Annotated in this window: 18 protein-coding genes and 1 pseudogene; 16 read left to right on the forward strand and 3 right to left on the reverse strand. The window is 34.4% G+C overall.

What is annotated here, in order from left to right:
- Positions 1-22 precede the first annotated feature (22 nt).
- The 5 genes from QWY91_RS18850 to QWY91_RS18870 all read left to right on the forward strand — a co-directional run bounded on the left by QWY91_RS18850 (position 23) and on the right by QWY91_RS18870 (position 8,158).
- The gene (locus QWY91_RS18850; RefSeq protein ID WP_290230492.1) at positions 23-1,168 is read left to right on the forward strand and encodes a FecR family protein; all 1,146 of its coding nucleotides are present in this window, start codon (positions 23-25) and stop codon (positions 1,166-1,168) included.
- 164 nt (positions 1,169-1,332) lie between these two features.
- On the forward strand, positions 1,333-4,746 hold the full coding sequence (locus QWY91_RS18855; protein WP_290230494.1) for a SusC/RagA family TonB-linked outer membrane protein: 3,414 nt from the start codon (positions 1,333-1,335) through the stop codon (positions 4,744-4,746).
- Positions 4,747-4,789: 43 nt separating this feature from the next.
- Entirely contained in the window at positions 4,790-6,298 is a 1,509-nt protein-coding gene (locus QWY91_RS18860) for a RagB/SusD family nutrient uptake outer membrane protein (protein ID WP_290230496.1), read from the forward strand.
- A gap of 104 nt (positions 6,299-6,402) precedes the next feature.
- Positions 6,403-7,602, forward strand: a complete 1,200-nt coding sequence (locus tag QWY91_RS18865; RefSeq protein ID WP_290230498.1) for a redoxin domain-containing protein — start codon at positions 6,403-6,405, stop codon at positions 7,600-7,602.
- 115 nt (positions 7,603-7,717) lie between these two features.
- The gene (locus tag QWY91_RS18870) at positions 7,718-8,158 is read left to right on the forward strand and encodes a DoxX family protein (protein WP_290230499.1); all 441 of its coding nucleotides are present in this window, start codon (positions 7,718-7,720) and stop codon (positions 8,156-8,158) included.
- A gap of 126 nt (positions 8,159-8,284) precedes the next feature.
- Here the strand turns inward: QWY91_RS18870 and QWY91_RS18875 are convergent, their stop codons facing one another.
- Positions 8,285-8,851 (reverse strand): RNA polymerase sigma-70 factor, encoded by a 567-nt coding sequence (locus QWY91_RS18875; protein WP_290230501.1) that lies wholly within the window; start codon positions 8,849-8,851, stop codon positions 8,285-8,287.
- A 100-nt stretch (positions 8,852-8,951) separates the two neighbouring features.
- Between QWY91_RS18875 and QWY91_RS18880 the strand changes: the two genes are divergently transcribed.
- The 7 genes and pseudogenes from QWY91_RS18880 to QWY91_RS18910 all read left to right on the forward strand — a co-directional run bounded on the left by QWY91_RS18880 (position 8,952) and on the right by QWY91_RS18910 (position 20,717).
- Positions 8,952-10,085: a FecR family protein gene (locus QWY91_RS18880; protein ID WP_290230503.1), complete on the forward strand. Its 1,134-nt coding sequence runs from the start codon at positions 8,952-8,954 to the stop codon at positions 10,083-10,085.
- A gap of 93 nt (positions 10,086-10,178) precedes the next feature.
- On the forward strand, positions 10,179-13,727 hold the full coding sequence (locus tag QWY91_RS18885; protein ID WP_290230505.1) for a SusC/RagA family TonB-linked outer membrane protein: 3,549 nt from the start codon (positions 10,179-10,181) through the stop codon (positions 13,725-13,727).
- 9 nt (positions 13,728-13,736) lie between these two features.
- Positions 13,737-15,152, forward strand: coding sequence for a RagB/SusD family nutrient uptake outer membrane protein (locus QWY91_RS18890; protein ID WP_290230506.1), 1,416 nt, complete (start codon positions 13,737-13,739; stop codon positions 15,150-15,152).
- A 51-nt stretch (positions 15,153-15,203) separates the two neighbouring features.
- On the forward strand, positions 15,204-17,183 hold the full coding sequence (locus tag QWY91_RS18895) for a TlpA disulfide reductase family protein (protein ID WP_290230509.1): 1,980 nt from the start codon (positions 15,204-15,206) through the stop codon (positions 17,181-17,183).
- A 6-nt stretch (positions 17,184-17,189) separates the two neighbouring features.
- Entirely contained in the window at positions 17,190-17,408 is a 219-nt protein-coding gene (locus QWY91_RS18900) for a hypothetical protein (RefSeq protein ID WP_290237040.1), read from the forward strand.
- 41 nt (positions 17,409-17,449) lie between these two features.
- Complete coding sequence (locus tag QWY91_RS18905) at positions 17,450-18,595, forward strand: alpha/beta hydrolase family protein (protein ID WP_290237041.1); 1,146 nt, start codon at positions 17,450-17,452, stop codon at positions 18,593-18,595.
- 20 nt (positions 18,596-18,615) lie between these two features.
- Positions 18,616-20,717 (forward strand): annotated as a pseudogene (locus QWY91_RS18910) (protein-disulfide reductase DsbD family protein).
- 64 nt (positions 20,718-20,781) lie between these two features.
- Here QWY91_RS18910 and QWY91_RS18915 read toward each other — a convergent pair.
- Entirely contained in the window at positions 20,782-22,008 is a 1,227-nt protein-coding gene (locus tag QWY91_RS18915; protein WP_290230516.1) for an MFS transporter, read from the reverse strand.
- 194 nt (positions 22,009-22,202) lie between these two features.
- Between QWY91_RS18915 and QWY91_RS18920 the strand changes: the two genes are divergently transcribed.
- From QWY91_RS18920 to QWY91_RS18935, 4 genes are all read left to right on the forward strand, one after another.
- Positions 22,203-23,054: a M57 family metalloprotease gene (locus tag QWY91_RS18920; RefSeq protein WP_290230517.1), complete on the forward strand. Its 852-nt coding sequence runs from the start codon at positions 22,203-22,205 to the stop codon at positions 23,052-23,054.
- 200 nt (positions 23,055-23,254) lie between these two features.
- Entirely contained in the window at positions 23,255-23,443 is a 189-nt protein-coding gene (locus tag QWY91_RS18925) for a hypothetical protein (protein WP_290230519.1), read from the forward strand.
- Positions 23,444-23,591: 148 nt separating this feature from the next.
- On the forward strand, positions 23,592-25,619 hold the full coding sequence (locus QWY91_RS18930; RefSeq protein WP_290230520.1) for a tetratricopeptide repeat-containing sensor histidine kinase: 2,028 nt from the start codon (positions 23,592-23,594) through the stop codon (positions 25,617-25,619).
- Positions 25,604-26,260 carry a response regulator gene (locus QWY91_RS18935; RefSeq protein ID WP_290230522.1) on the forward strand — a complete coding sequence of 219 codons (657 nt, stop codon included), beginning with the start codon at positions 25,604-25,606 and terminating at the stop codon, positions 26,258-26,260. The genes QWY91_RS18930 and QWY91_RS18935 overlap by 16 nt, the downstream gene beginning before the upstream one ends.
- Here QWY91_RS18935 and QWY91_RS18940 read toward each other — a convergent pair.
- Positions 26,257-26,409: an SsrA-binding protein gene (locus tag QWY91_RS18940; protein WP_290230524.1), complete on the reverse strand. Its 153-nt coding sequence runs from the start codon at positions 26,407-26,409 to the stop codon at positions 26,257-26,259. The two genes, QWY91_RS18935 and QWY91_RS18940, sit on opposite strands and share 4 nt — an antisense overlap.
- Positions 26,410-26,445: the final 36 nt, after the last annotated feature.

Raw genomic sequence — 26,445 nt, forward strand, 5'->3', positions numbered from 1 at the left:
CTTAAATTAGATTTTAAAAATATTGGAGATTAATAATACAAAGTTCCAAAAACTCATAGAACAATATCTAAGCGGTGATATTAATAGTGAAGAGCTTCAGCAGCTTATAAATTATTATGAAAGTTTTCAGAAAGACGATGTTTGGATTGATAAAATGGGTGAGGAGAAGGAACTTAAAAGTAAAATGCTTATTTCTATTCTCCAATCATTGGAATATGAACCGGAGACAAAGACAATACCGCTTTATACGAAAAGTTTCTTTAAATATGCTATAGCTGCCAGTATAGCATTTTTTGCAGCAATTAACTTTTACTATTATAATCAAAAAAATGAGATTGACTTAGTTGGGGACTCTAATGTGCAAATAGGGGGTGATAAAGCAACTCTAATCCTTGCAAATGGTTGTAGTGTTAATTTAGGAAATGGAAAAGAGTATCATTCAGCATCGGTTTATAGTGATGGGAAGAAGCTAATCTATCACGGTGAAAAAGACAATCAGGCTTCAAAGGTTTCATATAATTATTTAAGTGTTCCTATAGGAGGAGAGTTTTTTGTTGAATTAGCCGATGGTACGGAGGTTTGGTTAAATTCAGATTCAAAAATTGCCTTTCCAGAAAATTTCGAAGACGGAGAAAAAAGAGAAGTAGAATTGATTTATGGGGAAGCATATTTTAAAGTCTCTCCAAGCTCAGAACATAAAGGATCAAGATTTGTCTTGAAAACGGGCGAACAGGATATCGAGGTTTTGGGAACCCAATTCAATGTAAAAGCTTATAAAGAAGATACTAATATCTATACAACTTTAGTCGAGGGTGTTGTAAAATTGAATAGTACCGATAGCCAAAGTAAAAATTTAGTTCCTGGGGAACAGGCAATCTTCAGCAAACAAAATAAGGATCTAATTATTTCGCCCGTCGAAATATCTTATGAAGTTTCTTGGAAAGAAGGTGTATTCAAGTTCAAATATAAAAACCTAGAGCAAATTATGACCGTATTATCACGATGGTATAACGTTCAGGTTATTTATGAGGATGAAAATTTGAAGGAAGTAAAATTTAATGGACAACTTCGAAAAGACCAAGAGTTAAAAGATATCTTAGAATTGTTTAAAAACACAAATTTTATAACGAATTATGAAGTAAAAAATAACGTAGTTATACTGAAATAACATAATAAAAAAGGGAGTAAAGCCTGCACTCGCCAAAGTTGATGCTTTCTCCCTTCAATTAATAACCAGTTAAATATATTAACTAATTAACACCCTCTAAATTTATGAAAATAAAATTAACTACTAACTCGACTGTTCAGTTTAGGAGGTACATTAAAATTCTAATGAAAAGTTTCGTTTTTTTATTCTGTACAACTGTATTCAGTTTTACGTCTACTAACATTTTATCTCAAAATGCTAATATTAGCATCGATTCTGATAAAACAATTTCAGTAGATGAGGTACTTAATTTAGTGATGAGTCAAACTGATTATGTTTTTGTATATCAGTCCGATTTGTTCAAAGACTTGCCAGAAGTCGAATTAAAAAAAGGAATTATCAAGGCTAACAATTTGCTTAATTCTAGTTTGGTAGATAGCAACTTTGATTTTGTATATGATAATGAATATACAATTATTTTTAAAGAAAAACCGAACACAACTCAACAACAGCTGCTTGTTAGTGGAACAATCACCGATGAGCAGGGAATGCCTTTACCTGGATTGACTGTTTATATTTCCAGTACCCAGCCGAATATGGAGCAAGGTGAAAATGGAAGCAAAACTATGGTAAGAGGCACTGTTACCGATTTTGATGGCAAATTTTCAATTCAAGCAGACAAAGGACAGTTTTTAGTTATTACGGGTGTAGGGTATGAAATGTATTACCAAAAAGTAGAATCTACAATGAAAAATGTTTCTATTTCCTTGAAGGAAGAAATGAATTCTTTAGAAGAGGTTATGGTGGTTGGGTACGGAACAACAAAAAAAAAGGATTTAACAGGATCTGTAGGATCTGTGAAGGCTGAAGAGTTAGGGCAGATTCAAACACAAACGGTAGATCAGGCTTTAATAGGAAAAGTTGCCGGAGTTTATGTTCAAAATAGAGGAGGGCAACCAGGAGCCGGAGCTTTTGTGCAAGTTAGAGGGCTCAGCCAAATTAGAGGAGACAATCAACCATTATATGTTATTGATGGAGTTCCAATAAATATCACACCAAATACCGAATCTCTTGGGATTATTAATTATGGTTCGCGTGAAAATCCGCTTTTATCTATAAATCCGGATGATATTGAACGTGTAGATATTTTAAAAGATGCTTCAGCAGCTGCGATCTATGGATCAAGAGCCGCAAATGGTGTTGTAATAGTAACTACAAAACGTGGTAAACGAGGTGAAGCACCAAGATTATCTTTTAATGTAAGTTCTACCATTCAAAATCCGGTGGATACTTATGATTATTTGGATGCCTCAGATTATATATCCTGGACTCAGGGCAATGCTCGTCGTATATTAAGTGGTGTTCCTGAAGAAAATTGGGAATCTGCTTACCCAGTACAAAATAGGATCTTAAAAAATCCAGATAGTTATTTTGGAAATGCAGATGCAAACTGGCAGGATATTATAAAGAATAAAAATGCTTTATGGACAAAGTATAGTCTTAGCGTTAGCGGAGGTACAGAAAAAGCCAGTTACTTCACTTCTCTTGGTATTTCAGATCAGGATGGAGCTATGATAGGTAATAATTTTAAGCGCTACAATTTAAGTACAAACGTAGATGCCAATGTAACCGATCTTTTAAAAGTAGGGACGTCTATTAATTATAATTATTCCATTAATAAGAATAAGGGGTTTACTTCCTTAAGTCAAGGACAATTTAGACCCGATTTAACTCCTTATAATGATGATGGATCATATTCAACTTTTGATGGCGAATATGGTGAGCAGTTTACACTTTTGGGCAATGGAAACCAAATGAGGGATAAAAGAATTTCTAAAAACCTTTTAGCCACGATTTTTGGGGAATATGAGATTATAGATGATTTAAAGTTTAAATCTCGAATTAGTATTGGCTTGAAAGAAGATAATATCGATGAGTTTTACACTTCAAAATCTACAGAGGCTTTATATGAAGGTTTATATTATAGTCGACCTGGTGCTGTTTTAGGTGTACAAACTAATAATAACTGGTCTACGACATTTACAAATACGCTAAACTTCAACAAAACAATTAATAAAAATCATACAATCGATGCTGTTGTTGGAGTTTCTTGGGATCGGAGTCGTTATGATGCAGAATCACAAACTTATAGAGGTTTTCCAGACGATGATATTTTAACTAACATAGCTTCAGCAAGTTTTTTTGATGATGCCAATAGTGAGAGTTTACAGCAGGGCTTAAACTCTATTTTTGGAAGAATAAACTACAATTATAAAAGCAAATACTTAGCTACATTTACTGCACGTAGGGACGGATCAACAAAATTTGGTCCAGATAATCAATTTGGATTTTTCCCTTCTGGTGCTCTTGCCTGGAATATGCATAACGAAGATTTCTTAAGAGAAGTAAGTTTTGTTAATCAACTTAAGCTAAGAGCTTCTTTGGGGCGCGTAGGGTCTGACAATTTACCTTCTTTTACCTACTTGTCCTACTATCAAGCGTTAGAAAATGGAGATTCTTATTATGATGGCCAAAACGGTATAGCTGTTACAGGAGTGCCAAATACAGGAATTAGATGGGAAGAAACCGATCAATTAGATCTTGGTGCAGAATTTAGTTTATTCAATAATCGTTTAGAAGGTGAGATTGTTTATTATGAAAAAAATACTTCCGGTATAATTTTATTTTCCCCAATCCCTGCAGAAACTGGATTCAACTCTTGGAATACTAATATTGCAGATGTTTCGAATAAAGGTTGGGAGATAACAATAGGAGGAGATATCATCAGAAATAAAAATTTCACTTGGAATTCTTCACTTAATATCGCAACTGTTAAAAATAATGTGGATCATTTGTATGGTTCAAATTCAGGAGATCAAACTGGTATTGTAGAAGGTCAGCCTATTGGCGTAATAATGGGGTACGATGTAATTAAAATTGTTCAGACACAGGAAGAAATAGATGAATTAAATAGTACGCTAGATGGTCGCTATCAATCTTCACTAAGACAACCAGGAGATTATCTTTTTAAAGATATAAATGGTGACGGTAAAGTTAATACAAATGATAGAACACCTATTGGTAATCCTAATCCCGATTTCTTTGGGGGGTGGAACAACCGACTTTCTTACAAAAATTGGAGTTTAAACATGAATTGGAATTTTGTTAGTGGAGCGCAACGAGAATATGAAATGATAACAAAATTAAGGTCTATCGATATTAACTCAAATATCACCAATCTAGTAAGTAATACATGGGCAGAAAATAATACTGATGCAACTTATGCCAGACACGGTTCAAGAAGTCACGGCTCTACTCCAAGTTCAAAATCAATTGTAGATGCATCTTACATTAAACTTAGATCTGCTTCTATTAGTTATAATTTGCCTAAAAAATGGTTTGGAGATACAGGAATTTCTAATACTCGATTAACCTTGAGTGGAAATAACCTAATCACTATTACCGATTATCCCGGTTTAGATCCTGAAGATGTTTCTAGTTTTGGTTTTGCAAACCGAAGTACCAATTTCAACTCAGATGATGGACTTTCGTATCCAAATGTTAGAACTTTCACATTTGCTCTAAATGTGACCTTTTAAATAGAATGCAAGAGCATATTATCCCAAACAAAAATTTTAAAAGATGAAAAAAATACTATACAAATATATAAGCGTTTTAACGATTTTGGTAACTATATATTCTTGCCAACTAACCGAAGAGCTGGACGATTATGAACCCTTATATTCATTAGACGCCGAAGATGCAATTGATACACAAGAGACTGCAGAATTAGCGTTAGTTGGAGCATATTCTGGTTTTACACAAAGAAGTTTAGGTAGCCCATTTCCAGATATGTTTATTATTCCAGATGTTTTAAGTGGCTATAGCACTGTAGGGCGCATATTTTCTTCAGATCCAGAAGAAGCGGCCTTTATTCAAAACGATCCAATTTCAACTGGTACGGTTAGAACATTAAACATTTATACTGGTTTATATGAATTTATTAATAGAACAAATTGGATAATAAGTACTGTAGAAGGACTTGACGATGATATTTTTGAACCTCAAGTAAGACGTACAGAAATAATTGCTGAAGCTAAAATTCTAAGAGCTTTAGGACATTTTTATTTGTTACGCAATTTTGGTCAGTTTTACGATATTAATTCAAAATATGGTATAAATACAAGATTAGAGCCCGCCAAATCGGCTGAAGCATACTCTAGAGATTCAGTTTTAGAAACTTACGAAACGATATTAAATGATTTGGAATATGGTATTGAGAATGGTCCTAGTTTAAGAACTAAAGGCTATACTAATAGCACCTTTGCAAAAGGATTAAAAGCTAGAGTATTATTATATATGCAGCGTTATAGCGAAGCGGCTATTGTAGCAAAAGAAATAATTGAGAGTTCCAATAGTAACTTCAGTTTAGAACCTACTTTTTTATCTATTTTTGATGATCATGAATCATCCGTAATATTTCAAAGTTCAGAAATTTTATTTGGGACAAGAGGGGAACCTGCAGCTACTATTGGTATGGGATCTTATTACAGTGGTTTTTTTGCCACTATTACTCAGGATTATTTAGATGCAGTTAATGGATCGTTGAATGTTAATGGACAGACAATTAATATTGGTGGTTCAGAACGAACAGAAGAAATATTTTTTCCGAACTCATCGTATGGAGGATATTATTCAACAAAATACACTTCAAATTTCACAGACGGAGATTATGACATGATTTACCATATGCGTATGGCTGAAGTTTATTTAATATTTGCCGAAGCAAATGCCAGAGCAAATAATATGGTAAAACCAGAAGCTTTGGAAGCATTAAATACAATTCGACTTAGGGCAGGGGCAACTTCGACTGGTGAAGGCGGTTTTGAGAAGTATACGACAACTATAAGTTTAGATCAATTTCTTACGGCTGTTCGTTATGAAAAATTAGCAGAGTTGTATTCAGAAGGTGGGGAGACATGGTACGATCTAATTCGCTACGATTATAGCGATGGTTTTAATTCAGGTTTTCAGGTATCTGATGTTAAAGCATCAGCCACAGATCCAGAAAAATTTATTTTACCAATTCCAACTGAGACTATAGATGCAGGAGGGAATATGATTGTTCAAAATCCAGGTTATGACGATTAATTTTAATAAAAGTATGGATAATGCACTGGCTTTTAAAACCCGTGATTTGCCATAATCCTTATGCAATCAGAAATACCTAATATTAAATTTTAAAACACTTAGAAATGAAAAAGCTTATAGCACTGTTTTGTGTTATCCTGATACTCATAGCTTGTCGAGATGATATAAAATTAAAGCCTGGTGAGTATGAAATTTCTGGTAAAGTTCGAGGAATGGAGACTGGAAAATTATTTCTTATTTCAAAAAAGCCGAGCGGAATTCAGGTTGATACTTTATATGTAAAGTCTGGAAATTTTAATTTCAGAAACAGTCTGGAGAATGATGTACTAGAAGCATATATTGCAGATCAGCCTAATTATCGTTCAAGTAATAATAAAGCCAGCATTTATATAGAACCAACTCGTATGCAATTACAACTTAATACCAGTGATTTTGAAAGTGTTGAATTAACAGGTTCTCAAACACAGGAGGACGCTGAAGCATTACAGCAAAAGCAAAAGGAACTGCGGTTAAAATATAAAAATGAGCTTGGCGCTTATTCAGCTAATGGAGAGCGACTAAAAAAAGCCAAAAACCCTGAAAAAAAAGAAGAATTAAAATGGAAGGATGACGAATTGAGAGGTGAGCTTCAACCTTATTTCGAAGAAGAAAAAGAGCTTGTCAAACAATTTATATCAACACATCCAAAATCGTATATAAGCTTTGAAAATATACTTTATATGATAGAGGAATTCACTCAGGAAGAAGCCAGAAAAGTTTATAATGAATTTCCAGAGAGCTTTAAAGAAAGAAAACTTGGATCGGTGATTAAAAAACAAATCGACGATAAGTCAAAAGGTATCGTAGGTGCAACTGCTGAAAATTTTAGTAAGGTGGATATTGATGGCAAACCTCTAAAATTAGAAGATTTTAAAGGACAATATGTATTATTAGATTTTTGGGCTTCGTGGTGTATTCCCTGTAGAAAAGGAAATCCGCATTTGTTGAAGATATACGATAATTATAATGACAAAGGTTTTGAAATAATAGGTGTTTCTGATGATGATAGAAATCCTGATGCATGGCTAAAAGCAGTAAAAAAAGATAGAATAGGAGTATGGCGTCATATCTTAAGAGGGATGGAGGTGGATACCACCAGTGGAGGATTCAAAATAGTCAATCAAGGTATCACAGAAGGATACAATATTTCTTCTTTACCGACTAAGATATTAGTAGATCCAGATGGAAAAATAGTTGGGCGTTACGACGGAAGTAAAGCAGATGAGGAAGCTTTGGATAAGAAGTTGGCAGATTTATACGAGTAAGTATTGAATCATATTCTATTTCATTTAACTTAACAATTTTGTCAAAGATTTGATAAAGCCTGCTCTATAATTGCTAATACCTTAAATCCTAAGTATTTTTAGATGAAAAAGAGGTATGAGAAAGATAGGAGTTAAAAGTGTTTTACGAATTTTGATGGGATCTGCGATGGTCTTTGCGGGTATCGCTCATCTATCTTTTAAGCGAAAAGAATTTCAGGCACAGGTGCCAAGATGGTTGCCAACAGACCAAAAAACAATGGATTTGACAGTGCTTAGTTCTGGTATTACAGAAATTACTTTAGGCTTGTTAATGATTTTATGGAAAGAAAAGAGGATAACTACCGGTCTAATGTTGGCGCTTTTCTATGTACTTATTTTTCCTGGCAATATTTCACAATATCAAAATAAGATTGATGCATTTAGCTTAGATAGCGACACTAAACGTTTTGTTCGATTACTGTTTCAACCCGTTTTAATTTATGGAGCATTATGGACTACCGGTGCAGACAAATATTTGATAGAGAAATGCGATTTTCAAAAGTGTCTTAAAAATTAGAAGACTTTAAACTCAAAATCCATTAATTCACTACGATTTAAATAAAAAATTCAGCGGAGTAGCTACTATGATATTGAGCCTGCTATTTTGCTGGATGTTATTTAATTGAGCTTTGCCATTTTTTGATTAAATTCTTCCGAAACAGAGTATAAGCAATAGGTCTGTTTCCTCTTTAAATTCTTTCCTAATACGTTTAAGAGCAATACTCATCTGTGCTTCCACAGTTTTTACAGAAATCTGTAGTTTTTCCGCAACTTCTTTATAAGAATAGCCTTTTTGCTTATGCATTTTAAATATCATTTTGCATCGATCGGGAAGGTCATTTACGGTCTTTTCAATCAGTTTTATTTTTTTCTGAAAATCTTCTTCAGGTTCTTCTACTAAAAGTTGAAGCGCTTGATGCTTTAGACCCTCTAAGTAGCTTTTGTTTTTCTTTTCTTTTCTGAAATTATCAACAAATCTATTATATGCTGAAGTATACAAATAACTTTTTACTGAAGTTGTTAAATTGATCTGATTTCTTTTTTCCCATAATTTAATAAAGGTATTCTGAGCAATGTCTTCGGCATCTGCAGTCTTATCAGCATACTGTAAAAGATAGGCTACCAGGGGTTGGTATAATTCATTGAAAAGTAGGGTGAACGACTTTTCATCCCCCTTTTCCCATAAATTATTCAATTCAGAATTAGTCATATTTACTGCAAGAAACGATAAAGGTTAAAAAAAAATTAATTTTTCTTTAAGGGTAGCTTTATTTTTTTTCGTCATTAATGTGTAAAATAGTGTATATACGATGGGTAATATTGATAATTTAATATCAAAATTTCAAAATAAAAGCATTAGTGATGAAGAATTGTCTGAGCTTGAAAATTGGGTAAAAGATAGTAAAGATAATAACGATTATTTTATAAAGAGCGTTCAGACCGACTATTTAATTTCATCTTTTTATCGAAAGCAAGAAGAAATTCCGAATTTATCAAATCTGAAAAAACCAATAATTGCTCTAAATTCGAAAAAACAGCGTGCTAATTTGATGAAATTTGCAGCTATTTTTATTGTTGCACTTATAGCTTCCAGTACGGCATACTTCTACTTTTTTAATCCGGCAGAAACTACTTATGCGCCCGGAGAAATTATTATCACGAATGAAAATGGTGAAAAAATAACCGTAGACTATCAAATTAAACAGATCGTATATAATGAAGAAGGAGAAGTTTCAAATTTGGGATCACAAGTAAAAAAGAATCCAAATACTAGCGAAAAAGACAATAATAGGTTAGCGTATAACACGATTAATGTACCTAAAGGAAAGCGCATCCAATTAGTGTTATCAGATGGAACGAAAGTATATCTTAATTCTGAAAGTTCACTACGATTTCCTTCTCACTTTCCAAAAACAGAACAGTTACGAAAGGTCAGTATTACCGGCGAGGCAGTTTTCGAAGTACATAAAGATTCTTTAAAACCTTTTATAGTAGAGGCAGGTATGCTGAATATAGAAGTTTTGGGAACACGATTTAATGTAGATGCCTATCCTCAATCTAAACAAATTTCGACTACACTGGCAGAAGGATCGGTACAGATAAATTACGACAATGAAGTTTTTAAACTAGAACCAGGTGAAGCCGGAATACTTAGCCAAAATACAGATGTGCTGAGCGTAGAAAAAGTAAATGTAGCTAATAAAATGGCTTGGGTAGACGATCGTCTATTGTTTATTAACGAGTCCTTTGCAGAAATTCAAAAGAAAATTGAGCGCAGTTACGGAGTTCAAATTATTAATAAAAATGCCCATTTAAATGACGTACGGTTTAACGGGGATTTCGATATCAAATCAGAAACTATCGAGGATGTACTAGATGCCTTTAAAGCAGTAGACTTTTTCGAATATACTTATAAAAATAATATAGTAACCATTAAAAAATAAACGATGACTTAGCGCTTAAACAAAAAGGGAATGCGCCAACATTCCCTCAAACAATTAACTATTTCCTCAAACAATTAAAAGTTATTCAAAATTATGAAAATAAAGTATTTGAAGATGAAAGCTTCATTCATTTTAACCTTGTTTTGTGTTTTGCAGGTTTCTGCACTAGAAACCCTTGCTCAAAAATTTAATATTGATCTGGATGGGGCTAAGGTTACCCACGTTATAGAACAGATCAAACAACAAAGTGATTATAAGTTTTTTTACAAAGACGATGTGATTAATGAAGAATGGCAGGTCAATATTCATAGCGATAGTGAAGAGATTACTAATGTTTTAAAGCAGCTGTTCAAAAATTTACCGGTGAGTTTTGTCATTCAGAAAAAGCAAATTATTCTGAAAGAAAAAGAACCAGTTTCGTCTCCTGAAACTAGTAGTATCGATATACAGCGTTATATTGATGGTACGGTAAAAGACGAATCTAATTTCCCAATTATGGGAGTTACCGTTTGGTTAAAAGGTTCTCGCGTAGGATCTGTTACAGATGAAGATGGAAAGTTCAGAATGCAGGCTGTTACCGGAGATACTTTGGTTTTTAGTTTTATAGGTTTTAAAACCAAAGAACATGTGCTGGGTAACGAAAAAAACTTAGCTATTAAGCTGGAAACCGATATTAGTGGTTTAGATCAGGTTACGGTGGTTTCTACCGGTTATCAAAAAATCAATAAAGAGCGTGCAACAGGTTCGTTTTCTACCATAAGCGGAGAAGAGTTACAACAAGTACCGGTAAACAATGTGATGCATCAGTTGGAAGGGCGAGTTCCTGGTCTACAAATCGAAATTTTAGAATCTGATAATACATTTGTTTACGACAATCTTGAAAGAGAAACCGAGGGGAATACCAGCTATAATTTTCAAATTAGAGGCCAGTCGACTATTGATGGTAATAAAAGTCCGCTTATTGTTATCGATGGCGCCCCAACCGAGCTGGATATAAAAAATATTAATAGTGCTGATGTCGAGAATATAACATTTCTAAAAGATGCTGCCGCTGCTTCCATTTATGGAGCAAGAGCAGCAAATGGAGTAATTGTGATCGATACAAAAAAAGGCACTAAAGGAAAAATGAGGGTTAACTTTTCTCATACCAATACTTTCTCAACAAAACCTTCTATATCAGGTCTTCCTTTAATGAACTCTAGCCAGGTGCTGGATTTAGAACAGGAGTTGGTAGATAAAAATATTATTGCAGATCCTGCACAGTCAGGGGCCCTTTTTAGTTCCTATCCTGTAAGTGATGGGGTAGAAAGTATGCTAGAATATAAACGAGGAAATATAAGTCTAGATGAGCGCGAAGCACGTTTAAATGATTTACGTGGAAGAAATAATTATAATCAATTAACCAGATACTTAATGCAGCAGGCTTCGGCTACTACCTATAATTTATCACTAAGCGGAGGTAGCAATAATTACAGTTATTTCACTTCGGCTTCTTATTCGAATGAAAAGACACAGCGAAAAGGTTCTGAGGGTGATAAGATGACGTTTACCATAAATCAAAACTTTAAACTGTTTGATTATGCTGATGTAAGCACTAGCCTTAAAGGTTCCTTTTTTAATTTTGATGAGAACGGGATAGGTTTGCAACCATTAGCCGGGCAGCGTTATTCTTATTTACCTTACGATAGACTTCGTGATGAAAATGGTAATAATGTTAGTTTTGCTCGTGAATTTTATCGTGATCAAATAGCTGATTTTGAAGATGCTGGATACCTACCATGGGAATATAGTTATTTAGATGAATTAGAAAACAAAAACTCAACTGCTCAGGAGCAAAACTATTCTGCTAATATCCAGATCTCTCTACCAATTTTCAAAGGATTGAATGCATCGGGAACTTATTTGATAGAACGTTCTAACAGAAGCAGACCAATCTTATACAATGAAGATACATATTACACCAGAAACCTTATAAACAATGCTACTTATTTAGATCCTTCTACTAACACTATTACTAGAGGATTGCCTTTAGGTTCAGTTTATCGAAGAAACAGAAATATTTTAACAAGCCAGACTACTAGAGCACAATTAAATTATAATGAACGTTTCAAAGATCACTCAATTGATGCTATTGCTGGTATAGAATTTAGAGAAACTCGGGAAGAGGTATCATCAGGAACTTTATATGGTTATAACGAAAAAACGCAAACTTCGGTAGATGTAGTCTCTCTAAATTACACTACAGTAGAAGGGTGGAACTCAACTTTAAATTATGGCAATCAGTTAACCGACCAAAGAAGAAGATTTTTATCGTATTACGGAAATGCAGCTTATACATATAAAAAGAAATATGTGGTTTCTGGTAGTGTTAGACTGGATGATTATAACAATTTTGGAGTTGATAAAAGTTATAGAAGAACACCTTTATGGTCTACTGGTGTTAAATGGAATGCCAGTAAAGAATCTTTCTTAAAAAATGTTGAAGCGATTAATAATCTGAGTTTTAGAGCTTCCTATGGTTTTAACGGAAATATCAGTTTAACGACATTCCCTTTTACCAAAATTTCGATTGCTAATACCGATTATAATCTTTCTCAATTACCTTACGCATTTGTATCGGCAGCAGCAAATCCTTCACTAAGATGGGAGAAAACGGGAATATTAAATATTGGTATTGATTTTGGATTGTTGGATAATCGAATTTCAGGTAGTTTGGAATATTATAAAAAGAATAGTGATGATTTAATTCAGGAATTCCCGGTATCAGAATTTTATGGAGTTCCCAACCGCGCACTTACCAGAAATACTTCAACTTTAGAAGGGAAAGGGGTAGATCTTAGCCTAAACGGTATTTGGATTCAATCTAAAAATTTTACGGCTAGCTCTAATTTTATCTTTACTTATAATACGAACGAAGTAACCGATTCTCGTTTCGAAAATTATTCAACATATCTAAATGGTTCAGGAAGTACTCCGCCAATTGTAGACTATCCATTAAATAGTGTATTTGCATTTCGCTCTGCTGGATTAGATGAAAATGGAGCCTTTCAGGTCTATGATCGCAATGGAGATATTGTTGGTTCTAATGAATTATTAACCGATATCGAGGATATGAAATATATGGGAACTAGCACGCCTAGGTATTATGGAAGTTTAAATACAACATTACAGTACAAGCAATTCTCACTATTTGTATTAGCGACCTATAAGATGGGGTATAAACTATTCAAACCTACTTTTGATAATTATATTTCTCGTTTCAATGAGTTCACCGGCTACAATTTGAATACAGATATTGCAGATAGATGGCGCGAACCGGGAGACGAAAATTCTACCAGTGTACCGGGTGTTTTAGGATTGGGAGGATACTCTTATCCTAGATATAGGTTAAGTGAAGATAAGGTAATCTCTGGAGATCATATTCGATTACGTGAAATATCTCTTAGTTATGACCTTTCTGAGGTTTTACCAGAAAGCTTTATTAGAGGAGCTTCATTATCATTCACCGCTCGTAACCTAGGACTTTTATGGCGCGCGAATAACGATGATATAGATCCAGATTTCTTACCATATACAACAGGAAACCAAATAAGACCTACCCCTACAGCGATGTATTCTATAGGCTTAAATGTTAACTTTTAATTCGATACTATGAAACTAAATTATATATATACCTTTTTATTTATAATAGCTACAACTTTAGTGAGTTGTGATGATTATGTCGATATAAGAACAGAAGGAATATTATATCCAGAAGATACCGAAAATTACAGGTATTTATTAAATAATACTCCTATTTATGATCTCTCTTATAGTCTGGTAGATATACCTACAGACGATATTTCTATGCGTTATGATCATGCCCAATATTTTGAGACTAATGCGGCAAATTCAGAGTTCAATCGCCCCTTTAAGGATACTTATATTTTTGCTGATTCCATTTACCGTACTGGTGAGATGGATAGTGAGATAAAAGCGATGTACGAAGGACTTTATAGCGCCAATGTGGTGATTACTGAAGTTTTAGAAAGCACAAGTGGTGCAGAGCAGGAAAAAAATGCTTTGCAGGGTGAAGCCATGGTTCATAGGGCTTATTTATTTCTTAACCTGGTTAATACTTTCGGAAAAGCTTATGATGCTAATACGGCGAGTACAGATTTAGGAATTCCAATGTTTATCGAACCAACCGTAGATCAAGATATTAAAAGGGCGACAGTACAGGAAGTTTACGATCGCATCATTACAGATTTAACCTCAGCAGCCAATTCAGGCTTACCTGGAGTTCGCAGTGGTACAGAAGTTGGTTTTCCGTCTAAATCCAGTGCTCATGCATTGCTTGCGCGAACCTATTTATATATGGGCGATTATAGCAAAGCTTTAGAAAATGCAGAGCAAAGCCTTGCTTTACAAAACACCTTGCTAAATCTAGAGAATTATACGGAAACTCCAGATTTTAGCTGGCCACGACGAATAGAAGATCCAGAGCTTATTTTATCGAAAAAAACGATGAGGTCTTATAATTATCTACCAACATTGTTATCTCTAAGTGACGACTTGTTGAATAGTTTTGATAGCACCGATTTGCGTTATCAACTTTATACAAGACCTAACGAAGAGCTTACTTATGGGGATATTACAGAAGGAAGATCTTACTGTATAGCAAGGTTAACTGGAGAGAATCGTAATGCCGGGCCAACGGTGCCAGAAATGTATTTGATTAAAGCAGAATGTCTAGCTCGTGCTGGGAATACAGAAGCTGCTATGGATGCATTAAATACGTTAAGAGAAGCGCGTTTTAGAGCTGAAGATTATATCGCTTTAAGGGCTGGTGACCCTGAAGATGCTTTAATAAAAGTTCTGGCAGAGAGAAGACGTGAACTTATGGGAAAAGGTGGATTTAGATTATTCGATTTAAAACGTCTAAACAAAGACCCAAGATTTGCCAGAACAGTAGAGCATGAGTATTTAAATGAAACCTACACGTTAGAGCCGGGAGGTGATAGATATCAATTTCCTTTTGCTTCAACCTTATTCCAATACGCGCCTAACCTAGAGCAAAATCCATAAAAAATAATAGTCCCCGGGATTAGCCGGGGACTTAATTAGATTCATAAAAATATGCGAAAAATAAAAATATTGCTAGGTATACTATTAGTGCAGTTCACTATAAATGCCCAGCAAACCGAACCAATTTTTTCTGTAAGTCCAAAACTACCTAATCCAGGAGATCAGGTTGCGTTAAACTATAACTCAGAGAATACAGTATTAAAAGACGCTAAAGACATTCAGGCGGTGATCTATGTAAATGCAGATCATCAATGGTCGGCTAGCGATCTAACTTTTCAGGAAACCGAAGATAATCATTGGAAAACCTCCTTTACGTTACCTGAAAATACAGCCCTTATAAGCTGTGTTTTTAAATCGGATACTTTAGTAGATAGAGGTGGCACAACTACTTATTCCTGGTTACTCGATAAAGAGCCGGGCTCTTATGCTAGCTGGGGTATTTTAAGATCTAAAATTTTCCAAGAGGAAAGTATTGCAATAGTAGACGATAGCGCTTATATCTCTAGCGAGATTGGATTAATGTGGATCAATAAAGAAATACAGAAATTTCCTGAAAGCCGAAATCTATATTTTTACGAAGGACTAAAATTAATGCAAGATTCGAAAGAAGGTGATCATAGCAATCGAATTCAGAATGAAATTAAGCATATTTTAGAGCAGGATCTTACTAAACTTCAGCAATATAAAATTCAGAAATCACTTCAGTTATTAGATACAGAAAAGTATAAATCTTTTATTGATTCTGTAAATGATGCTTTACTGAAAACATATCCTAAAGGAGTTTTAGCAAGGGATAATGAGATGAAGCGTTTGTTTACTGAAAGTGATATTCAGAAAAAGATCCGTGAATTTGAAGAATTTCAATCTAATTTTCCTAAAGAGGATTTTAAAGATGTCTTTACATTTACTGAAGATTTGTATTACGACAAATTATACAGAAGTATAGCTTATAGATACATTACAGAAAACGGAAATTATAGCTTTGTGTTCGACAATCTAAAAGATGCAGGTTTTTATAATCTGGTAGATTATAGCTGGCATTTTGTAAGTATTCCGTATAATAACGAGTCTATAGCAGTGGATAGTTTAAATACTATTGCAAGCAAAATCATACCTGAATTAGAAGTTCGAGAAAAAGAGATTCCTAAAAGATACGAAGGGAAATTATCGATTCTGGAATGGAAACAAAAAGCACAGGAAGCATCTGCTCGAGAATATTTAACCTACGCTAAAATTCTTGATGAATTAAAAGATTACGAAGCTGAAGATCATTATTTAGAAAAAGTAAAATCATTCTATATTTATGAAAATACAGATTTTAATGAGCTTTATGCAGATTATTTACTAAGACAGGGTAATAAAGAAGCAGCGATTAATTTTATTAAAGAAAGCCTTTCGCGTAATAATGCTACAGCGCAAATGCTTTCTATACTTAAGGAAGATTTTTTAGCACAGAATGGGAGCAACGCCAATTTTGAAGATTACGTAAGCGCTATTAAATCTGGCGATTCTCAAGATCAATTTAAAGAAGAATTGATTGCTGAAATAATTAATAAACCTATTGAAGATTTTGAACTGGAAAGCTCTTTAGGAGGAACAGTAAAGTTGTCTGCTCAAAAAGGAAAAATCGTAATTATCGATATGTGGGCTACGTGGTGTGCCCCTTGTAAAAAAGCAATGCCCGGCATGAAGATGGCGGTAGATAAATATTCTGAAGATAAAAATGTACAATTTTACTTCCTAGATACTCAGGAATACATTTCAGATTATAAAAAGCAAACAGTAGAATTTATCGAGGAAAACAATTATCCTTTCGAGATTCTTTACGACGCTAAAAATCCCGAATCAGGTAAGTTCGACGATACTTATGCTAAATATTCAAAAGCATTCGAATTTTCAGGAATTCCACAAAAAATGATCATAGATCAACATGGAAAATTAAGATGGCGATCTACTGGTTACTCAGGAAGCCCAAGCGAGCTTGCAGACGAAATTTCTATCATAATCGAATATTTGAAATCTGAAAAATAAACCTTAATGCTTAAAATAAAGCAACTTGTAATCCTTTCAATCTTTTCTATTGCAGCTGTTGGTCATTCTCAGGAACTTTGGCAAGGACAGTACAATTCAAAAAGGATTTTGTTAGAAAAAGTAACGATTTCAGAGGGTTTAGACTCACTTTATTTAAGTAGTCCGGAACATATGTATAAAAAACTCCCCTTCAACAAGAAAAGAAGGGGGATTCTCTTTTTTTAGTGAACGAGAATTATAATATCAGTCTCAAAATCGAGACGATATTGGGTGATTTGAGTCAGGATTCTTTGCGAGCTAATTATATCGATTACACTGGGATCCATCAAGTAAAGTTAATTTCAACAGATAGTTTACAGTCGCTTACTTTTCCGCAGCATCCCAAAGGAATATTACCTTACATTAATAAAGAAGTAACATTTTATAGTGAGAAAACAAATGTAACTTATAGTGGAACGTTGGTGCTACCTAAACATAAAAAGCATTATCCATTAGTTTTTTTGCTGAATGGAAGTGGACAACAAGAACGGAACTACACCTATGCCGGGCATCAGTTTTTTACAGTGCTTGCGGATGCTTTAGCCAGAGAAGGAATAGCTTCTTTTAGAATGGACGATCGCGGCATTGGAGAAACTACCGGAGATTTTGAGCATTCAACAATTGAAGATTTTGTCCAGGATCTTGAAGCTGCAAAGTCTTTTATAAAATCTCAGGATAAAATAGATCATTCCTTTTTGGGAATAATTGGTCATAGTGAGGGCGGAGTAGTGGCTTCTATTGCTGCTTCCAGAAATAAGGATTTTGAATTTATGCTGAGTCTCTCTGGCGTGGGAGTTAACGGACTACAAATTCTGGATCTACAGAACAGCGCGATACTAAAATCTATGAATATTGAAGATTCCCTGGTAGAACATCACATGGAATTGTATAATTTTTTATTTAAAACGGTTTATAATCTCCAAGAAGAGGATAGTTTAAAGCTGCAGTTAGAACAAGCGGTAAATAATTGGATGCAGGATAAAGATGAAGATTTACTAAAAAGTATGGGATTGGCCAATGGCCGTGAAAAAAATTTGATTTATAGATTTCACAAGGAAGCAAAAAAAGATGCGTATCAATACATGATTCGTTATAATCCTAAAGATTATTTGCCCAAAATTGAAATTCCTGTAATGGTTTTAAATGGAGCAGAGGATATTCAGGTGCCCGCCGAAGAAAATGTCGCTGGATTCCAGAAATATCTATCAAAATCAACTAATTTTGCATCGAAAATCTATCCAAACCTAAACCATATGTATCAACACTGTCATACCTGTATTGCTTCAGAACAAAGCGAACTTGAAGAAGTTTTCGCGCCAGAAGTTCTTGCAGATATCACTAAGTGGATACATAAAGTTTATCAAACAAAGTAATTTCAATTAAATAGTCTTCAATGAAAATAGTTATTGCCAGTATCCTTCTATTTTTTTCAACATTCTCACAGGCGCAAATTTATGATCCTGTATCTTTTGAAACTTCTGTTGAAAAAGTAAACGAAAATCAGTACGCCTTAATAATTAATGCTTTTATCGAACCCGGTTGGCATTTATATTCGCAAGATGTACCTTCTGGTGGTCCTATTCCTACTTCATTTCAATTTTCATCTAATGATAACTATGCTCTAAAAGGCGAAGTTATCGAGCCTGAAGGTCATGTTATAGACGATCCTATTTTTGAAATGGAAATCAAATATTTCTCAGATAAAGCCACTTTTAAGCAAATTATAGAACGCAAGTCTCAAGGTGCTTTTCAAATAAAAGGTTCGGTCGAATTTATGGTTTGTAACGACGAAAGTTGTTTGCCACCTACACAGAAAAATGTAGTATTTAAATTTTCTAAATTGAATAATACGGAAGTTGCTTCCGCGGCAGATTTAGATGAAGAACCAAATACCGATGGAGAGACTACTGATTCCGAAAAATCTGTAGAACAAGATAAAGAATCCGTTGAAGAAAATATTAGTCCGCAGGTGTCTGGAGATATGGTTGATGCTGTTGCCAAAACTGATAATAGCGCTGAAGATGCTAATGAAGATACTATTACAACTGAAGAAGTAGATGGAGAAAGTGAAAATTCAGAAAGCCTTTGGTCAATTTTTATATTAAGTTTTCTAGGCGGTTTTGCGGCTTTACTTACCCCATGTGTTTTCCCTATGATTCCTATGACGGTAAGCTTTTTTACCAAACAAAGTAAAAGTCGTGCTTCGGGAATTAGAAATGCCATTTTCTATGGATTATTTATTATCATAATTTATGTGATTTTAGGCTCTGTAGTAACCGGGATTTTTGGAGCAGATGCGCTTAATGCCCTTTCTACAAATGTATGGTTCAATGTCATATTCTTCATTTTATTGATCTTTTTTGCTTTTTCATTTTTGGGAGCTTTCGAGATCATGTTACCAAATTCTTGGGCTAATAAAATTGATTCTCAAGCCGATCGAGGTGGGATTGTAGGTATCTTTTTTATGGCGCTGGCATTAGCTATTGTTTCTTTCTCCTGTACAGGACCTATCGTAGGTACTTTACTTGTAGAAGCAGCATCTAAAGGAGGTATTGCACCTATTGTAGGAATGCTTGGATTTTCAACTGCAATCGCATTGCCATTTGCTTTATTTGCAGCATTCCCAGGTTGGTTAAATTCGCTTCCCAAATCTGGTGGATGGCTAAATACAGTAAAAGTAGTATTAGGATTTTTAGAGCTTGCACTAGCATTTAAATTTTTAAGTAATGCCGATTTGGTTTTACAACTTCATCTGTTAGAAAGAGAAACCTTTTTAGCGATTTGGATTGCAGTTTTTGCCGGACTTGCATTATACTTATTCGGGAAAATCACATTGCCGCATGATAGTCCTTTACCACATATTTCAGTAGGAAGATTAACTTTAGGATTATTAACTTTAGCTTTTGTAGTTTATCTAATTCCTGGTCTTTGGGGTGCTCCATTACAATGGATTAGTGGTTTCCCTCCACCAATGCAGTATAGCGAATCTCCTTACGGTGTAGGAAATAGCAAAGGAAGTATTAGTGGTCCAGCCGAAGAACTTCCTCCAAATGCCGAGCTTGGTCCTTTAGACATCGTTATGTTTAAGGATTATGAAGAAGGAATGGCTTATGCAAAAAGTCAGAACAAACGGTGATGTTGGATTTTACAGGTTATGCGTGCGTTAATTGCCGTAAAATGGAAGAACGCGTTTGGCCAGATCCTCAGGTTAGCCAAGTCCTTAAAAACGATGTGGTACTTATTTCGCTTTATGTTGATGACAAAAAAGAATTGCCTGAAGAAGAAAAATATGTTTCTGAAACTACAGGAAAAGAAATTGAAACTATAGGGAATAAGTGGAGTGATTTTCAGATAAAAAATTATAAAGCAAATGCTCAACCTTATTACGTGTTAATCGATAATGAGGGGAATAACTTGAATAAACCAACAGCTTACGATCCAGATATAGAATCTTATTTGGGATGGCTACAAGAAGGTTTAGAGAATTATAAGTAAAAGAATAATCGATTTTAGATATAAAAAAAGGGATCGTTGCTTTTAAGCTTCGATCCCTTTTTTTTTAATGATTTTTTGCTATTCCCTTTCTTTTGTTGTTTTTCAGAATTAAAAAAGTTGAGTAAAAAATAACCAAAATTAATGGAATTCCCACGCCAAGGTAACGCAGTGACATATCGAAAGTAGTGGCGATTTCCCCTGAAGAAGATATTACGAAACTTGAGATTGATGTAATAATATAGAGCAATCCACCAATAAGTCCACCAGCGATACCAGCATTGCTAGGGAAATAAATCATGTTTTGGGTAAAGTAGTTGGTAAAAATAAACCCAGAAACGATATGGATCACAAAAGCAAAAGCAATTAAAAGGTAAAGATGATCTAATTGCGTTGCCGCGGCTATAAACACGAGTAAAAGCACAATTTGTGCGAAAGCTGAAATTCGTAATTTCTGAGGAAAATTTTGGCTAGCAAAGGTCTTACTTAAAATTCCGCCAATCATCCAGGATATTCCTAAGATTAGCGTACAATACCCCGTAGTTACTGCATCAAATCCAAAATGATGTTCTACCACAAACGGGCCAGCGATATTAAATACCATCACGGTTGAATAAGCTAATCCTAAAATCAAGATTCCTAAAACAAACGCCTTATTCTTCAGCATTACGGCATAAAGCATTGATGTTTTTTTCAGATTAAATTTCTTGACATTTCTAATCGTTTCTCCACTAAAAATTAATTCAGCAAAAAATAGAATTGCGGCATATATCGCTAAAAAGTAAAAATTTGCCTGCCAATCAAACAAGCTTTCCAGATAACCACCAAGAAAAGGAGCAATTATCGGCCCGCAAGACCATACGATGGTAAAAAAGCTTAAAAAATGTTTTCGTTTTACTTCATCATAAAGGTCTACAAAATAAGCTCGCTTTGCGACCACGATAAACGATGTTCCTAATCCCTGTACGATTCGCCAAAAGCAAATAACCCAAACCTGATCTGTCCATGTAATAGCAAGGCTACTAATAATTAGAGCAATTAATGAAAATAACACAGGTTTGTAGCGCCCAAGACTGTCCAATAAACTTCCTACGAACAATTGCGCAAAACCATAGCTTAAAAAGAAGCAAGTAAGCGTAAGCTGAATACTTTTTTCTGAAACCGATAAATTCTCGGCCATCGATGGAAATGATGGCAAATAAATATCTGTCATAAACCCAGAAAGTGGAATGGTGAAAAAGGTAATTATCGTTGCAATTTGTTTTTGTCTTTCAGAAGCTTGTCTTAGGTGCATTAGTTAGAAAAGTTGGCGGGGTAGGGGATTTATAAATTTTTGAAGTATAGTCGAAAATTGGTGCTTTTGCTTTCAGTTTTAGTATAAACTGGAGAATATTATATTACGGTTTTCCCTTACTTATTCTACGGTTAAATTTCAAACAACTGGAAACTAGTAGGTTAAATTTGAGATATAATTTAAAACCTACTTAAATGGAATTAAACAAACTACCACTCGTTTTGGCAGCGACAGGACTGCTTTTTACTTCCTGTCAAAAAGATGAAACAGCACCAGAGACTCAAGAATTGCTGAATAATGAGGCTCCAAGTTCATCACAAATTCCTAAAGAGGTAATAGAAAAGGTAAACAATTTACATTTCAATTCAGATTATATTGAAACTTTCGAACTTACTTTACCTGGAGGTGCTACAGAAACCACTTATTTAATTGAAAATGATATTGCAATGTCTGCCGATCAATTAGATAAGCTTAGCACCGCAGATATTACCAGTAAGCAGTATCGTACTTACAATTTGGTTAGTAGTCCCAGAACCATCAATGTTATTGGTTATACGGGTACAGGCTATGGACAAAATCTTTCCAACAAAATGCAACAGGCATTACAAAGAGCTGTAGCGAATTATAACGATTTAAGTATTGGTCTAACCTTCAATCTTAGTTTCGGTACTAATTATAGTTCTTCAGACATTGTTGTTTATAAAACTAGCAATGGACAGGCTGGTGGAGTAGCCGGTTTTCCATCAGGCGGAAATCCATACAAATTTGTACAGATTTTTTCAGGAATGGAAAGCTATAGTACATCAACCAACGAACATGTAATCACTCACGAAATTGGACACACTTTAGGATTGCGCCATACCGATTGGTTTTCTAGACAGAGCTGTGGCCAAAGTGGTGAATCTGCAAATCCAGACGGAGCGGTGCATATCCCGGGTACCGAGACGGGGTATGATGCGAACTCTGTAATGTTAGCATGTTTTAGCGCCAACGAAAGTGGAAATTTTGGTGGTGACGACGAGAAGGCTCTAGAATATTTATACTAACCACAGAGCATTATTTTTAAATGTAATTAGCCCAAAGTCACCCGGCGAGAAAACTTTCTTAGAATCTCCAAACCTACTTATTAATATGGCATGTATGTCTAAGTGCCGGGTGTTCTTATTTATCCTTTCTGTCTCTCGCAAGCATATCCTTTTGTAAGAGAATGTCTTCACTTTTTTAATAATACATTAAACAATCATCCATGAAAAATTTATTTACACTTCTAATTTTGGGAACGCTAATGGCAGTCACTTATTCTTGCGAACCTGAAGCTCTACCTGTATCTAATGCCGAAACACTTGAAGAATCTGAAATAATAGATATCGATACTTATGCTGATTCTTCTGGAAGAGAGGAAAATGAACAGGAAAGAAGAGATCCGCCTGAATAAGAAGAGCAAGATTAATCTTCTAAACAAAAATAAATTTGAGAAATTTATGATTAAATTCTTAAATTGATCGATGCCCAAATCTATATATCAATACGAGACAACATTAATATTTTTTAATTCAGAGTTTGGGCATCTAAACAACTGAATATTGAAGAAGAATTATTTTTTATTTTTACTATTAGTCTTAATGCTTTCATCCTGTGATCTATACCAGTCACAGGATGAGTCCTTTTCTAAGGATGCTATCGAAATTTCAGACGATTTTAAGCTGGATTCTCTAGATTTAGAAGTTAGAAAGGAGAAACTGAAAGCATATTTAATTCAGACTTCAAAACTTAATGATGATACGCTTAAAAAGAAAAATTACCTGCATGCTTCTTATTACGCAGCTTCGATAGATTCCGCTTTATTTTTAGAAGCCAATTCCAAGGCTATAGCTTATGCAACACAACTAAAAGATAGTTTAGGGCTTGCCGGCGCTTTTTGGGATCGTGGATATTTTTATTCAGAAATTGGTGGATATCGTCAAAGTTACGATGCCTATCAAGAGGCAAGTGAACTTTATTTAAAAAACGACAAGCCAGTATTGGGAGGGAGATTGCTAATAAATATGGCGATTCTTCAATCTGATATTAAAGATTATGTGGGAAGCGAAGTAACTACGGTTAGAGCTTTAAAAGTTTTAAAGCCTTTGGATGCAAAAGAATACATTTATCGCTGTTATAATAATCTGGCGGTGGCTTACAACCAAATGAATGATTTTGAAAATTCATTAGACTACCATAAAAAAGCCTACGAGATTCAGCAGGAATTAGGCAATAATACCTACCAGAAAGCTTCAACATTAAATAATATAGGTGTGCTTTATGAAAACATGGGGCGATTTGACGATGCGATAAATGTTTATGCTGAAGCATTAGAATTTTCAGAATTAGAAAAAGAAGAACCTCAGGTTTATGCTAAAATTATCGATAACCGTGCATTTGCTGAATTTAAAATAGGAAAGAAAGAACATATTCCTGAAGACTTTTTTAAAGCACTGCATCTAAGAGAAGCTATAGGTGATGAAGACGGTGCTATTTTTTCTAGTATGCATCTTGCCGAATATTACGAAGGTATTGACAAAAATAAGGCATTAAAATATGCCGATAAAAGCAGAATATTAGCTCAGCGAAGGGAGCATATGCAAGGTTTAATGGAATCTTTAAGATTACAGGCACGATTAGATAAGGCTAACAGTTATGCGCATCTTGAGCGATATATACACTTAAAAGATAGCTTAGAAAAAGAAGAGCGAGCTGCTCGTAATCAATTCGCACGAATACGTTATGAGACCGATGAATTTATTGAGCAGAACAAATATTTGAATGCACAGCGAAAATGGATAATCTTAGGTGCAGGATTTCTGCTGATTATTGTAATACTTGGATTTGTAGTACGCCATCAAAAGATTAAAAACAAACAGTTGAAATTAGAGAAACAACAGCAACAATCTAACGAAGAAATCTACAATTTGCTTATCGACCAGCAAAACAAATTAGAGGAAGGTCGTCAAAAGGAGAAAAAACGTATTGCTGCGGAATTGCATGACGGAATACTTGGAAAAATATTCGGAATTCGGTTAATATTAAGTAGTCTGAATAGCAAAGTGGATACCGAGTCGGTGGAAACCAGATCAAATTATATTGCTGAATTGAAAAAGCTAGGGGAAGAGGTTCGCAGTATTTCTCATGATTTGGATGCCAATATATTCGATTCTCGATCTGGATTTATAAGTATTCTTAACGAGCTATTAAATGAGCAGTCTATAATAGGAAAATACGAAGTGGTTTTAAATAATGACCCTAATATCGAATGGGATAAGGTAAGTAGCAAAATTAAAATTAACTTGTTTAGAGTTCTGCAAGAGTCTACTTATAACGTAACGAAATATGCCCAGGCTCAAAAAGTTATTGTAGTCTTCAAAAATCAGGATACGCATCTTTTTGCAATGATCAAAGACGACGGAACAGGCTTTGACATTGATGCGACACCAAAAGGTATAGGATTAAAAAATATGAAATCCAGAATTAATAATCTAAATGGTAAAATAAACTTTAAGTCTAGTGAAGAAGGCACAGCGATAAGTATACAGATACCTATTAATCAAAATCGTAAAATATGGCTAACCGCTTAAAAGTGTTGATTGTAGATGATCACCCGATAATTATAGAAGGTTATAAAAGCACGTTGCAATCCTGTAAGCACGAGATTCTCGTGCAGACCGCCAACGATGTGGATACTGCTTTATTACAAGTGCGTAATGCCGAACAATTTTTCGATATTATCATATTGGATATTAAAATCCCTGCATCCAAGGATGGTAGAATAATTTCTGGGGAAGATTTGGGGATGAAATTTCGCGAAATCACACCACATTCTAAGTTGGTTGTGCTTACGATGTTCAATGAGAAATATAGACTTCAGAATATTCTAAAAAGCATAAATCCTGAGGCTTTCATGATCAAAAGCGATGTAGGTTCTACAGAACTGTGCGCAGCAATTCTATCGATAAACAACGGTATTCCTTTTTACAGTAAGACGGTACGCGAATTGTTTAGAAGCCAAATGACACGAGATATTACCTTAGATGAAAACGATAGGAAAATCTTATATTATCTTTCTAAAGGAACCAAAACAAAAAATCTGGTCGATTATATTCCGCTTTCCTTAGCTGCTATTGAAAAGCGAAAAAGAAATATTAGGAAGCTTTTTGAAATAGAAGAATTAGGGGATAAATTAATTTTGGACAAAGCAGAAGAATATGGTTTTCTTTAATCTAAAGAATTTTTAGTAACCCACGTTTTCCAACCAATAATAGCCATTTGTAATTTACTAGCATTAGCCAGGTCTAATTGCTTCTTAGAATAACTTGGCAGTATTTTTTTATTCAATTTCGCTAATGATGTAAACAGCTTCTTTTTCATTCTTAGTCAGTTTCTATCAAAGATATTAAAATATTG

The sequence above is a fragment of the Zunongwangia endophytica genome, assembly GCF_030409505.1.
GTDB lineage: Bacteria > Bacteroidota > Bacteroidia > Flavobacteriales > Flavobacteriaceae > Zunongwangia > Zunongwangia endophytica.